Here is a 12,680-nt window from a genome sequence, read left to right as displayed (position 1 = left end):
AGCCGTCAGTCCGCCGACCCCGGTGCGTACGTACCGAAGCTCCACACATTGCCCTCGGCGTCCCGCGCCATGTAGTCGCGCGAGCCGTAGTCCTGATCGGTGGGCGGCATCAGGATCTCCACCCCGTGCTCCACGGCCCTGGCATGATGCGCGTCCACCTCGTCCACCACGACGTAGACACCGGCGGGGCCCGCGCCCTGCATCGCCTTGGCGAAGACGCCCTCGCGGCCCTTGGAGCCCAGCATCACCCTGCCGTTGCCGCAGGACAGCTCGGCATGGAGCACCTGGCCGCCCTCGCCCTCGTACACCGCTTCCTCGGTGAAGCCGAGGCCCTCCGTCAGTGTCCTGATCGCGGCCTTCGCGTCGTCGTAGAGAATCGTCGGATAGATCGTCGGAACGCCGGCCGGTGCGCCTTCCATGACGCTCACCCCTTTTCGTACTCCCGTGACCCGCTTCTGTGATCTGCGTCTCAGTCTTCCATCCGTCACTGACAACGGCCTGGCGCGGCTTCCACAGCACGGCTCCGGGACTCAGCGGAAGGTGTTGCAGTCGGCCATGTCGCCGCTGCGGAAGCCGGTGGTGAACCACTGCCGGCGCTGCGCGGCCGAGCCGTGCGTCCAGGTCTCCGGCGTGACCCGGCCCTGGAACTTCTCCTGGATCCGGTCGTCGCCGACCGCGGCCGCCGCGTCGAGCCCGTCCCGGATGTCCGCCTGCGTCAGCGAGGTGATCAGCGGCCGCCCGGTCGATTCGTCGGGTGTGGTCGTCGCGTGATGCGCCCAGACCCCGGCATAGCAGTCCGCCTGCAGCTCCACCCGGACCGCGTTGCTGTTCTCGCCGGTCCGGCCGTCCTGGGACCGTTCCAGCGTCCCCATCAGGTCCTGCACATGGTGTCCGTTGACCACGGCCACGGTCCGGCAGTCGTCCCTGGTGTTCGCGTCCTGCCCGGTCCGGCAGGACTGTTCCACCTGTGCCGCCGTCGAGGCGGTCGGCGTCGTGTCCGGGCCGCCGGACGAGAGGCCGGGCTGATCGGGGCCGACACCGAAGAGCAGCCCCAGGATCAGCGCGATGATGCCGACGATGCCGCCGCCCACGGTGGCCCTGCCGCCCGGGATCCGGCTGCCGCGCACGTCCTGGACCTCGGGCGTGTCCAGGTCGGCGTCGTCGTCGAACTGCATGGGGCACCACCCTCCGCTCCGGCCGCGGTGATCCCACCGCCTCCGCACCTCCGCCGAGTATTGGATAGTTCACACCGCTATGCCCTTTTTCGTCGCGCGGTGGAGTGGAGCGGCGACGCCGGGCAACCACCCGGCAAGTGTCATGGATGCATGCGGAAAAGCAGTTGCACACCGCCAGTAGAATGGCCCGCATGGCAATTCTCCTTGTGCATTAGCGGCGTCGAGACACCTCCGCCCTCGTCCCGTAACCGCCGTCCAACCGCCCTGGAGTTTTACCGTGATCACCGCTTCCGGCATCGAGCTGCGTGCCGGCGCCCGCATCCTCATCGAGTCCGCCTCCTTCCGCATCGCCAAGGGCGACCGCATCGGCCTCGTCGGCCGCAACGGAGCGGGCAAGACCACGCTCACCAAGTGCCTCGCGGGCGAGGGCAACCCCGTCGGCGGCACCATCACCCGCTCCGGCGAGGTGGGCTACCTCCCGCAGGACCCCCGCACCGGCGACCTCGACGTGCTGGCCCGCGACCGCGTCCTCTCCGCCCGCGGCCTCGACGAGATCCTGCGCAAGATGCGGGAGAACGAGGAGCGGATGGCGACCGGCAAGGGCGCCACCCGCGAGAAGGCGATGAAGAAGTACGAGCGCCTGGAGACGGAGTTCCTCACCAAGGGCGGATACGCCGCCGAGGCCGAGGCCGCCACCATCGCCGCCGCGCTCAGCCTGCCCGACCGGGTGCTCGGACAGCCGCTCCATACGCTCTCCGGCGGTCAGCGCCGCCGCGTCGAGCTGGCCCGCATCCTCTTCTCGGACGCCGACATCCTGCTGCTCGACGAGCCGACCAACCACCTCGACGCCGACTCGATCGTCTGGCTGCGCGACTACCTCAAGACCTACCGCGGCGGCTTCATCGTGATCTCCCACGATGCCGAGCTCGTCGAGACGGTCGTCAACAAGGTCTTCTATCTCGACGCCAACCGCTCGCAGATCGACATCTACAACATGGGGTGGAAGCTCTACCAGCAGCAGCGCGAGGCCGACGAGAAGCGCCGCAAGCGCGAGCGGCAGAACGCCGAGAAGAAGGCCGCGGCCCTCAACTCGCAGGCCGACAAGATGCGTGCCAAGGCCACCAAGACCGTCGCCGCGCAGAACATGGCCAAGCGCGCCGAGCGACTGCTCTCCGGTCTGGAGGCCGTCCGGGTCTCCGACAAGGTCGCCAAGCTCCGCTTCCCCGAGCCCGCCCCCTGCGGCAAGACCCCCCTGATGGCGGAGGGCCTGTCCAAGTCGTACGGCTCTCTCGAGATCTTCACCGATGTGGACCTCGCCATCGACAAGGGCTCCCGGGTCGTCATCCTCGGCCTCAACGGCGCGGGCAAGACCACACTGCTGCGGCTCCTCGGCGGTGCCGAGAAGCCCGACACGGGCGACGTGATCGAGGGCCACGGCCTCAAGCTCGGCTACTACGCCCAGGAGCACGAGACGCTCGACCCGGACCGCTCCGTCCTGGAGAACATGCGCTCCGCGGCGCCCGACCTCGACCTCGTCGAGGTCCGCAAGACGCTGGGCTCCTTCCTCTTCTCCGGTGACGACGTCGACAAGCCCGCCGGCGTCCTCTCCGGCGGTGAGAAGACCCGTCTCGCGCTGGCGACCCTGGTGGTCTCCTCCGCCAATGTGCTGCTCCTGGACGAGCCGACGAACAACCTCGACCCGGCCAGCCGCGAGGAGATCCTCGGTGCGCTGCGCACGTACAAGGGCGCCGTCGTCCTCGTCACGCACGACGAGGGGGCGGTCGAGGCCCTCCAGCCGGAGCGCATCATCCTGCTGCCCGACGGTGTCGAGGACCTCTGGGGCGCGGACTACCAGGACCTGGTCGCACTGGCCTGATCCCGCCCCGCCGCCGTCTGATCCACTCCGTCTGGATCATTCGGCCTACGTGTGATCCATCATCTGCGTGAGTACGTCTCGTACCCCCGGGGTGCGCCCGGCAGATACCTGCCGGGCGCACCCATATGGGGGCCGCGCACCCCGTGTGGCCCTGACCTGCCGGTTCGTCCCGGACTCTGCCCCGCCTGCCGCCACAACCCCGCGGAATGCGGGATTCCGGTCGTGTCGGCCCGTTCCCTGGCCGGGAACCGGGTTGCACGGACCTTGCCGAATGGGTGGCCAGGAAGCTCTCGAGGGGTGATCATGAGAGTCCAGAGCGCACTTCCCATGAGGAGGCACGGGTGGCCGAGACTCTGAAGAAGGGCAGCCGGGTTACCGGCGCCGCGCGCGACAAGCTCGCGGCAGACCTGAAGAAGAAGTACGACTCCGGTGCGAGCATCCGGGCGTTGGCCGAAGAGACCGGCCGCTCCTACGGATTCGTCCACCGGATGCTCAGTGAGTCCGGAGTCACGCTGCGGGGACGTGGCGGAGCGACGCGGGGCAAGAAGGCCGCCACGGCCTGACGGCCCCGGGGGCAGGCCGTCCGGCCCGTCCCGGGGCTCACCGGTTTCGGCGGTGGCCACCCGGTCGGCAGTGATGCCGACCGGGTGGTTACTGTTCAGTCACTTAGCTCTGCATGCTGACTGAACCGATCCGGAGGCGCCCCATGACCTCGCTCGACTCTGTGCTCGACAAGGACGGCGTACGACTCACCGTCGACGACGCGGTCGCCACGGTGACCCTCACCAATCCGGCCAAGCGCAACGCTCAGTCCCCCGCTCTGTGGCGGGCGTTGACGGAGGCCGGACGGGCGCTGCCCGGAAGTGTGCGGGTCGTCGTGCTCCGCGGTGAGGGCAAGTCCTTCTCCGCGGGCCTCGACCGGCAGGCGTTCACCCCCGAGGGGTTCGACGGTGAGCCGTCCTTCCTCGACATGGCGCGCGGCCCGGAGGCCGAGCTCGACGCGACCATCGCCGAGTACCAGGAGGCGTTCACCTGGTGGCGCCGCAACGACATCGTGTCGATCGCGGCTGTCCAGGGGCATGCGATCGGTGCCGGCTTCCAGCTCGCCCTCGCCTGCGATCTGCGGATCGTCGCCGAGGACGTGCAGTTCGCCATGCGCGAGACCAGCCTCGGCCTGGTGCCCGACCTCACCGGCACGCACCCCCTGGTGAACCTGGTGGGGTACGCCCGCGCGCTCGAAATCTGCGCCACGGGCCGCTTTCTGCACGCCGAGGAGGCCGAGCGCACCGGCCTGGCCAACCTCGTCGTCCCCGCCGGTGAGCTGGACGCCGCGGCCCGCGATCTGGCGGGCGCGCTGCTGGCCGCCCCGCGCGACGCCGTCGTGGAGACCAAAGCGCTGCTGAGCGGTGCCGTCTCCCGTGGTTACGAGGAGCAGCGCGTCGCCGAACGCGCCGCGCAGGGCCGCCGGCTGCGCGATCTGGCAGGCATCACCGACTGAGACCGACCGGCAATTGGGGGGCGGGCCCGGCCCCCGGGTCCGCCCCACGCTCAGCTCTGCTCCACCACCGCGGTGACCAGCACCGCGACCGAGGGATTCCCCTCCACCGCGGCGGCCACGGCGCCCCGCACCGCACGGGCCACGTCCAGCGCCCGGTGGCCCGGGTCCGTCGCCAGCTCGACCCGCACATGGCCCGGACCCGTGTGCACCGCATGACCCAGCACCCGGGTCAGCGTCACCACACCCGGAACACCCGCCGCCGCGGTCCCCGCCACCCCCTCCGCCTGCGTCCCGCGCACCTCGGCCGGGGTGGGAGCCGGTCGTTCGGGCGGCGTGTCCAGCAGTTCCGTCACCCGGACGTCCACCGCGGCGACCACCAGGCCCAGCCGCTGCCCGGCCGCCGTCAGCAGCGCCGAGCGCAGCGCCTCGGCCGCGGCGGGCAGCGGCTGACCGGACACGGCCGACATGGTCGCCTCGATCCGCAGCGGCCCCGGCGGCAGCGCGCTCGGCGGCGGCTCCACCTCCGCGTCCGGCGCCCCGTCCGGATCGGCCACCGAGATCCTGAGATCCCGGAGCACGGGGCCGGGGCCCGGTCCCGCCACCGCGCCGCGCAGCACCGTGACCGCGGCCCGCTCGGAGATCCAGGACCCGTCCGCCGGACCGCCCAGCGGAAGCAGCCGGCCGAGGCCGAGCCGTTGCCGGACCGCCGCTGTCCATCCGTCGGTCCTGCGCGGACCGTCAGCCGTCGTCATTTCCCCAGCCTGCCGCATCCACGGCGCGGAACGGGGCAAGCGCACCTAATGTGTGCAAAGAGGTCCAATCTGCCCCGAAGGGAAATACGGCGATGACCGACACCACACAGCGGAACCGGCCCGAGAGCCCCGACAAGGAATCGAGTCCGCTCACCAAGCGCGGCGGGGGAGCCCCCGCCACTCGTGGCCGTACGACCATCGCCGACGGCGTGGTCGAGAAGATCGCGGGAATGGCGGCACGCGATGTGGTCGGCGTCCACGCGATGGGCAGCGGTTTCTCGCGCACCTTCGGAGCGGTGCGCGACCGGGTACCCGGTGGCGGCAAGTCCGTCACCCGCGGGGTGAAGGCGGAGGTCGGTGAGTCCCAGACCGCGCTCGACCTGGAGATCGTGGTCGACTACGGCGTTTCGATCGCCGATGTCGCCCGTGACGTACGGGAGAACGTGGTCGCGGCGGTCGAGCGGATGACCGGGTTGGAGGTCGTCGAGGTCAATATCGCGGTGAGCGACGTGAAACTGCCCGACGAGGCCGACGACGAGGACCAGCCCGAGCCACGTCTCCAGTAGGTTGCCGGGGCGAGGCAGTTGAGGAGCGCACGATGAGCATGGCTGTGGTCGGCATGGTGGCCGGCATGGCGCTCGCATTCGCCGGGTTCTTCGGCGGATTCGGGGCCTTCCTGATGGTGGCCGCCCTGGGAGCGGTCGGCTTCGTCGCCGGCCGCTTCCTGGAGGGCGACCTGGAGTTCGGCGACTTCTTCCGGAGTCGCGAGCGCGGCGACCGACGGCGGTGACGGCGTTGTCGGGGGTGAGCGGACGGATCGCGGCCGGCGAGCGCGGGGAGACCCGGATCGCCGACCGGGTGGTCGCGAAGATCGCCGCACAGGCCGCGAAGGAGGCGATCGACGAGCCTCCGGAGGGAGGCAACGCACCGCGCGCCACGGTCACGGTGCACCGTGACACCGCCCGGGTGCGGGTGAGCCTGGAGCTCGGATACCCCTCGGACATCGGTCGCCAGTGCGGCGGGGTGCGTCGGCACGTCGCCGAGCGGGTAAAGGCGTTGGCGGGGATGGAAGTGCCCGAGGTGGCCGTACAGGTCGAGCGCCTGCATCCGACGGGAGTGGGCATCGCGGCACAGGGGAGGATCCGATGACCGAACCCCACGAACCGGAGCACCGTACGCGACGACCGCCCACCACCGGTCCCGTCGAAGAGGCCGCGAAGGGGGATGTGCTCGAAGGAAAGGGGGACGGGCCCGAACTCGACCAGTCCGCCTCGTCCGCCGCGTACGACCCGGTGCCCGCGCAGCAGGACGGCGCGGTCAGGGCGGGCCGTTTCTGGTCCGCGCGCCGCGTCCCCGCGGCGCTCCTCGCCCTCGTGGTCCTCGGCGGCAGTGGCCTGCTGCTCTACGACGTGGCGGCGGTGCGGGCCGACCGCCCCGCGATGCACTGGCGCCGGTCGCTGGCCGACGAGCTCGCCGCGCGTCCGCTGGAGAGCGCCTGGCTGCTCGCCGCCGCCGCGGCAGCCGTGGCGATCGGCCTGTGGCTGCTCGCGCTCGCCGGCACCCCCGGACTCCGCGACCTGCTGCCGATGCGCCGCGACCGCCCCGGCGTACGGGCCGCCCTCGACCGGTCCGCGGCCGCCCTGGTCCTGCGCGACCGGGCCGTCGAGGTGTCCGGAGTGCAGTCGGTGCGGGTCCGGATGGGCCGGGGCAGGGCGGTGGTGCGCGCCGTGTCGCACTTCCGCGAACTCGACGACGTACGGGCCGATCTGGACACCGTGCTCGGGACCGGCATCAGGGAACTGGGGCTGGCCAGGCCGCCGAGCCTGTCCGTACATGTCCGCCGGCCGACGAAGAAGGGGTGAGCCCGTTGCTCAGGACCGTCAACCGGGTACTGCTCGGCCTCGCCGGGCTGGTACTGATCTGCGGCGGCGGCGCGGTGCTCGCCGCCGGTCTCGGCCTGGCCGTGCCGTCCTGGTGGCCCTGGTACGGCAAGCGCGATGTGCTCATCAGCGAGGCCGACCGGGACCGCTGGCGCGACCAGGGCTGGTGGTGGCCGACGGTCATCGCCGTCCTCGCCGTCGTGGTCGTCCTCGCCCTGTGGTGGCTGCTGGCCCAGCTGCGCCGCGCCCGCCTCGCCGAGGTGCTGGTGGACAGCGGCGACGGCGAGGGGGCGCTGCTGCGGGGCCGGGCCCTGGAGGGGGTGCTCGCCGACGAGGCGGGGACGCTGGACGGAGTGGCCCGCGCCCAGGTCGCGCTGACCGGCCGGCGCAGCTCGCCGCACGCCAGGATCCGCCTGCTGATGGAGCCGCACGCGGCGCCGGACGAGGCGCTCGGCCGCCTCACCGACGAGGCGCTGGCCCATGCGCGGGATTCGGCGGGGCTGGCCGAGCTGCCCGCCGAGGTGCGGCTGAGGGCGGTCAAGCATCGTGCGGAGAGGGTGAGCTGACGGCCGCTGCCGTGGTTCTCCCGGTCGCCGAACCGTTCCCGCCGCCGGGGCCGTTCGGGTCGGCGACCGGGGACGGGCTCCGGTTCAGAAACCGTGCCGGGAGCCGCCGTCGACCGGCACCATGATGCCCGTCAGATACGACGCCGCGGGCGAGAGCAGGAACGCCGCGGTCCGGCCGAACTCCTCCGGAGTGCCGTAGCGGCGCAGCGGAATCCGTGCCTCGTTGGCCGCCCGGGAGGCCTCCGCGTCGCCCGAGAGGGCATCCAGTTCACGGACCCGGTCCGTGTCGATCCGGGCCGGCAGCACGCCCACCACCCGGATGCCGCGGGGACCGAGCTCGTCGGCCAGGGACTTGGCGAAACCGGCCAGGCCGGGACGCAGACCGTTGGAGATGGTCAGCCCGGCGATCGGCTCGTGCACGGAGCCGGAGAGCACGAAGCCGATGACACCGCCCTCGCCGAGCACGGACGCCGCCGCCCTGGCGAGACGTACCGCGCCCAGGAACACCGACTCGAAGGCCGACTGCCACTGCTCGTCGGTGTTGTCGGCGAGGAAACCGGGCGCCGGCCCGCCGACGCTGATGAGAATGCCGTCGAGCCGCCCGAACCGCTCGTGCGCCGCGTCCACCAGACGCCGCGCGGACGTGGGGTCGGCGTTGTCGGCGGCGAGGCCGACCGCGTCCGGCCCCAGTTCGGCGGCGGCCGCCTCGGCCCGCTTCTCGTCCCGGCCGGTGATGATCACCCGCGCCCCGTCGTCGGCGAGCACCCGCGCCGTGGCGTTGCCCAGCCCCCGGGTCCCTCCGGTGACGATGTACACACGGTCCTTCAGTCCAAGATCCATGGCCCTTATCCTGCCGCGTCGGGCTCCAACGTGTCCTCCCCGGCCAGTGCCATGGCGGTGCCCACGAGGCCGATGTGGCTGAACGCCTGCGGGAAGTTGCCCAGCTGACGGTGCGCGACGGTGTCGTACTCCTCGGCGAGCAGCCCCACATCGTTACGGAGCGCCAGGAGCCGCTCGAAGAGATCTCTGGCCTCCTCGGCGCGCCCGGTCAGGCGCAGGGCGTCGGCCAGCCAGAACGAGCACGCCAGAAAGGCCCCCTCACTGCCGGGCAGCCCGTCGATCGAGGCGCCGTCCGTGCTGTAGCGGCGGACCAGGCAGTCTCTGCCCAGCTCGGCCCGGACCGCGTCGACCGTTCCGATCACCCGGGGATCGTCCGGCGGCAGAAAACCGGTCCGGGGGATCAGCAGCGTCGCGGCGTCCAGGTTCCGTGAGCCGTAGGACTGCGTGAAGGTGTTCCGTTCCGGGTCGTACCCCTTCTCGCACACCTCCCGGTGCACGGCGTCCCGCATCGCCCGCCACCGGTCGGCGTCGCCGGCCAGCGAGGGGTCCTTCTCCAGGGTGCGCACGGCACGGTCGGCGGCGACCCAGGCCATCACCTTGGAGTGCACGAAGTGACGGCGCTGGCCGCGGATCTCCCACAGCCCCTCGTCCGGCTCGCGCCAGGTGGACTCCAGGAAGCCGAGCAGGCTGAGCTGGAGACTCCAGGCGTGCGGCTTGTCGTCCAGACCCGCCTCACGCGCGAGGCGCAATGAGTCGATGACCTCCCCGTACACATCGAGCTGGCGCTGGCGGACCGCGGCGTTGCCGATCCGGACCGGGGCCGAGCTCTCGTATCCGCGCAGCCACGACAGCTCCGCCTCGGGCAGTCTGCGTTCGCCCGCGAGGCCGTACATGATCTGGAGGTCGGCCGGGTCCCCGGCGACCGCCCGCAGCAGCCAGTCCCGCCAGGCGGCGGCCTCCTCCAGGTAGCCGGCCGAGATGAGGGCGCCGAGGGTCAGTGTGGAGTCCCGCAGCCAGCAGAAGCGGTAGTCCCAGTTCCGTACGCCCCCGATCTCTTCCGGCAGCGAGGTGGTGGGCGCCGCCACGATGCCGCCGGTCGGGCCGAAGGTGAGCGCCTTCAGCGTGATCAGCGAGCGGATCACCGCTTCCCGGTAAGGGCCCCGGTACTTGCACCGCGCGGACCACTCCGCCCAGTCGGACAGGGTGCTCTCCAGCGCCTGGTACGGGTCGACCAGATCGGGACGGGGCGAGTGCGAGGGATGCCAGGTCAGTACGAACGCCACCTTCTCGCCCGCGGAGACGGTGAACGACGAGCAGGTGGAGAACTGCTGGCCCCATGTCTTGACCGGCGGTTCGCTGCGCAGCCAGGCCGAGTCCGGCCCCGCGACCGCCACCCGGTGCCCCTGCGAGCGGCGCACCCACGGCACGACCGAGCCGAAGTCGAAGCGCAGCCGGATCACGGAGCTCATCTCGACGGTGCCGCTGATGCCCTCGATGATCCGCATGACATCGGGTTCCCGGTCGCGCTGCGGCATGAAGTCGATGACCTTGACCGCGCCGGTGCGGGTCTCCCAGAACGTCTCCAGGACGAGGGACTCACCCGCGTAGCCGCGCCGGGTACAGGCCTCCGCGCCTTTCGGGGCGATCCGCCAGTGGCCGTTGTCCTCGTCGCCGAGCAGGGCGGCGAAGCAGGCACCCGAGTCGAAGCGCGGCAGACAGAGCCAATCGACAGAACCGTTTCTGCCGACCAGGGCGGCTGTCTGGAGATCGCCGATGAGGGCGTAGTCCTCGATGCGTGGGGTCACGTTCTGGCGTGTTCCCGAACCTGGGCCTCGTTAAGCAATCCCGGGCGGCGGGGGTCACCCGGCCGGTACGCCCCGGCCCGCATCCGGCGGACACGGCATCAGGCCGTGGCGGGTTCCGGCCTCTCCGGCTCGGCGGGCTGCTGCTCCCCGGCGGCGGCCTTGGCCGCAGCCTCCGCCCGGTCGCGTTTCTCCCTGCGGGCCAGGACCACGTACCCGACCGGGACACCGGCGGCGAAGAGCCACCACTGCACGGCGTACGCCATGTGCGGGCCGATCGAGCCGTCGTCCGGGGCCTCGATCAGTTCCGGGGAGTCGCCGACGGGCTCGGGCGCGGTCTGCTCGATGTAGCCGCCGAGCACCGGCCGGGAGAGCCTCTTGGCCTCCTGGGCGCTGCTGATCAGCATCACTTGGCGGTCCGGCAGGTCCGAGATGTCCTTGATGCCGCTGGCGCTCGTCGTCTCGTCGGCCTTGAGCCGTCCGGTGACGGTCACCTCGCCCCCGGGCACGGCCGGTACGTCGGGGAACGCCTGCTGGCTGGCCGCGGAGGGCACCCAGCCGCGGTTGACCAGGACCGTGCCGCCGCCCTTGAGGTCGAGCGGGATCAGCACATGGACGCCGATCCGGCCGTCGGTGGAGGTCCTGCGGCGTACGACGACCTGGTGTGCGGTGTCGTACGTTCCCGTGGCCGTCACCGTCCGCCAGTAGTCGGAGCGCGGGACCGTGTGGCCCGGAGCGGTGAGCGAAGCGACCGGAACCGGCTTCGCCTTGAGATTGCGGGAGATCAGAGAGTTCTGCGCGACCTTGTGCTCATGCCGGTGCAGCTGCCAGAAGCCCAGCTCGACCATCGTGGGAATCAGGACGAGGGCGAGGAGGGCGAGGATCAGCCACTGCCGGGTCAACAGGAAGCGGTACACCCCACGACGGTACAACTGTGCCGTGGGGTGCATCGCGCAGGGGTGGGGGAAGGGGGTGCGGCGGCCGCTGCTCAGACTTTGTCGATGATGCCCACCTTCCCCTCGGCGCGGGCGCAGTGACCGCCGCAGAACCAGTGCCCGTCGACCTCGACGCCCTGGCCGATGATCTGGACCCGGCAGTGCTCACAGATGGGCGCCATGCGGTGGATGGCGCAGGAGAAGCAGTCGAAGACGTGCACCGCGCCCTGCGCGTGCACCTCGAACGACATGCCGTAGTCGTTTCCGCAAACCTCACAACGTGCCATGCGCCACAGGGTGGGACGCGAGGGCGGCGGCGGGCGAGCGGCGGACGGGCGAGTCGCCGCCGGTTCACTCCGATGACGGCGCGGGCACCTGGGCGGACGCGGGTGCCACATCGCGCAGCAGGTGGGTGAAGGCGCTCTCGTCCAGGATCGGTGTGCCGAACGACTTGGCCTTGACCGTCTTCGACGTCGCCGCGTCCGGGTCATTGGTGACCAGCAGACTGGTCAGCCGGGAGACGCTGGTCGCCACGTGCAGACCCGCCTCCACGGCCCGGTCCTCCAGCAGTTCGCGGTCGACGGAGGTGTCCCCGGAGAACGCCACCCGCATGCCCTGCATGAGGGGCTTGTCCTTCTCGTACCGTCCGGGGTTCGGATACGGGCACGCCGGGCGCTTGCGCGAGGCGCGCCAGCTGTTCTGACCGTACGAAGGCTGGTAGCCGATCCGCGGCGTGACCGGGGAGTCCGACCACTCGGTCAGCGGCCGGCACTCCAGCAACGGCAGCCGCACCCCGCCCCGCGCCGCCGCATGCAGACTCGGCCGGAACGCCTCGGCCAGCACCCGGGCGTCGTCCAGGGCGTGGTGGGCGCGCTGCTGCACGACGCCGAAGTGCGCCGCCAGCGACGCCAGCTTGTGGTTGGGCAGCGGCAGCCGCAGCTCCTTGGAGAGCGCGATGGTGCACAGCCGCTGTTCCACGGGGGCGACGACCGAGGCCCGTGCGTACTCCCGGGCCAGCATCGACCAGTCGAAAGCCGCGTTGTGCGCGACGAGGACACGGTCCGCGAGCCGCTCGGAGAGCTGGGCGGCGACCTCCGGGAAGAGCGGGGCGCCTTCCAGCACGTCACTGGTCAGGCCGTGGATCCAGACCGGGCCGGGATCGCGCTCGGGGTTGACGAGGGTGTACCAGTGGTCCTCGACATTGCCCTGCGCGTCCAGGCGGTAGACGGCAGCGGACACTATCCGGTCGTCCCGTGCGAGTCCGGTGGTCTCCACGTCGACGACCGCGTACCCCTGCGGGTAGGCGGTCGGCCACGGTGCTGCGGTCTGGCGGTCGTCGAGCATGGTCACAGAGAA

Annotated in this window: 16 protein-coding genes; 8 read left to right on the top strand and 8 right to left on the bottom strand. The window is 71.5% G+C overall.

Features of this window, described 5'->3' with window-relative positions:
• Positions 1-5: 5 nt before the first annotated feature.
• Both OG978_RS10130 and OG978_RS10125 read right to left on the bottom strand, forming a co-directional pair.
• Positions 6-419 carry a VOC family protein gene (locus OG978_RS10130; RefSeq protein WP_326764879.1) on the bottom strand — a complete coding sequence of 138 codons (414 nt, stop codon included), beginning with the start codon at positions 417-419 and terminating at the stop codon, positions 6-8.
• 111 nt (positions 420-530) lie between these two features.
• On the bottom strand, positions 531-1,175 hold the full coding sequence (locus OG978_RS10125) for a neutral zinc metallopeptidase (protein ID WP_326764878.1): 645 nt from the start codon (positions 1,173-1,175) through the stop codon (positions 531-533).
• Between the two features lie 277 nt (positions 1,176-1,452).
• On the opposite strand from OG978_RS10125, the gene OG978_RS10120 reads away from it, so the two are divergent.
• From OG978_RS10120 to OG978_RS10110, 3 genes are all read left to right on the top strand, one after another.
• Positions 1,453-3,051 (top strand): ABC-F family ATP-binding cassette domain-containing protein, encoded by a 1,599-nt coding sequence (locus OG978_RS10120; RefSeq protein WP_326764877.1) that lies wholly within the window; start codon positions 1,453-1,455, stop codon positions 3,049-3,051.
• Positions 3,052-3,392: 341 nt separating this feature from the next.
• Positions 3,393-3,614 (top strand): helix-turn-helix domain-containing protein, encoded by a 222-nt coding sequence (locus tag OG978_RS10115; protein WP_018518904.1) that lies wholly within the window; start codon positions 3,393-3,395, stop codon positions 3,612-3,614.
• A 143-nt stretch (positions 3,615-3,757) separates the two neighbouring features.
• Positions 3,758-4,549: an enoyl-CoA hydratase/isomerase family protein gene (locus OG978_RS10110; RefSeq protein WP_326764876.1), complete on the top strand. Its 792-nt coding sequence runs from the start codon at positions 3,758-3,760 to the stop codon at positions 4,547-4,549.
• Positions 4,550-4,599: 50 nt separating this feature from the next.
• On the opposite strand, the gene OG978_RS10105 is transcribed toward OG978_RS10110, so the two are convergent.
• Complete coding sequence (locus OG978_RS10105) at positions 4,600-5,301, bottom strand: hypothetical protein (RefSeq protein ID WP_326764875.1); 702 nt, start codon at positions 5,299-5,301, stop codon at positions 4,600-4,602.
• Positions 5,302-5,393: 92 nt separating this feature from the next.
• Here OG978_RS10105 and OG978_RS10100 point away from each other — a divergent pair, with 92 nt between their 5' ends.
• The 5 genes from OG978_RS10100 to amaP are packed head-to-tail and all read left to right on the top strand — an operon-like array spanning position 5,394 to position 7,747.
• Complete coding sequence (locus OG978_RS10100) at positions 5,394-5,867, top strand: Asp23/Gls24 family envelope stress response protein (protein ID WP_326764874.1); 474 nt, start codon at positions 5,394-5,396, stop codon at positions 5,865-5,867.
• Between the two features lie 32 nt (positions 5,868-5,899).
• Positions 5,900-6,091, top strand: coding sequence for a hypothetical protein (locus tag OG978_RS10095; RefSeq protein WP_326764873.1), 192 nt, complete (start codon positions 5,900-5,902; stop codon positions 6,089-6,091).
• A 5-nt stretch (positions 6,092-6,096) separates the two neighbouring features.
• The gene (locus tag OG978_RS10090) at positions 6,097-6,450 is read left to right on the top strand and encodes a hypothetical protein (protein WP_326769985.1); all 354 of its coding nucleotides are present in this window, start codon (positions 6,097-6,099) and stop codon (positions 6,448-6,450) included.
• Positions 6,447-7,163, top strand: a complete 717-nt coding sequence (locus tag OG978_RS10085; protein WP_326764872.1) for a DUF6286 domain-containing protein — start codon at positions 6,447-6,449, stop codon at positions 7,161-7,163. The genes OG978_RS10090 and OG978_RS10085 overlap by 4 nt, the downstream gene beginning before the upstream one ends.
• A 5-nt stretch (positions 7,164-7,168) precedes the next feature.
• The gene (gene amaP, locus OG978_RS10080; protein ID WP_442817827.1) at positions 7,169-7,747 is read left to right on the top strand and encodes an alkaline shock response membrane anchor protein AmaP; all 579 of its coding nucleotides are present in this window, start codon (positions 7,169-7,171) and stop codon (positions 7,745-7,747) included.
• Positions 7,748-7,831: 84 nt separating this feature from the next.
• Here the strand turns inward: amaP and OG978_RS10075 are convergent, their stop codons facing one another.
• From OG978_RS10075 to OG978_RS10055, 5 genes are all read right to left on the bottom strand, one after another.
• On the bottom strand, positions 7,832-8,587 hold the full coding sequence (locus OG978_RS10075; RefSeq protein ID WP_326764870.1) for an SDR family oxidoreductase: 756 nt from the start codon (positions 8,585-8,587) through the stop codon (positions 7,832-7,834).
• 5 nt (positions 8,588-8,592) lie between these two features.
• Complete coding sequence (locus tag OG978_RS10070; RefSeq protein ID WP_326764869.1) at positions 8,593-10,392, bottom strand: glycoside hydrolase family 15 protein; 1,800 nt, start codon at positions 10,390-10,392, stop codon at positions 8,593-8,595.
• 98 nt (positions 10,393-10,490) lie between these two features.
• Positions 10,491-11,306, bottom strand: coding sequence for an SURF1 family cytochrome oxidase biogenesis protein (locus tag OG978_RS10065; protein ID WP_326764868.1), 816 nt, complete (start codon positions 11,304-11,306; stop codon positions 10,491-10,493).
• A gap of 71 nt (positions 11,307-11,377) precedes the next feature.
• Positions 11,378-11,611: a hypothetical protein gene (locus OG978_RS10060; RefSeq protein WP_072482991.1), complete on the bottom strand. Its 234-nt coding sequence runs from the start codon at positions 11,609-11,611 to the stop codon at positions 11,378-11,380.
• 64 nt (positions 11,612-11,675) lie between these two features.
• On the bottom strand, positions 11,676-12,674 hold the full coding sequence (locus OG978_RS10055) for a DEDDh family exonuclease (protein WP_326764867.1): 999 nt from the start codon (positions 12,672-12,674) through the stop codon (positions 11,676-11,678).
• Positions 12,675-12,680 lie beyond the last annotated feature (6 nt).

The sequence above is a fragment of the Streptomyces sp. NBC_01591 genome (assembly GCF_035918155.1).
Lineage (GTDB): Bacteria > Actinomycetota > Actinomycetes > Streptomycetales > Streptomycetaceae > Streptomyces.
The sequence above is the reverse complement of the archived record's forward strand: the minus strand, read 5'-3'. Positions and strand labels throughout refer to the sequence as shown.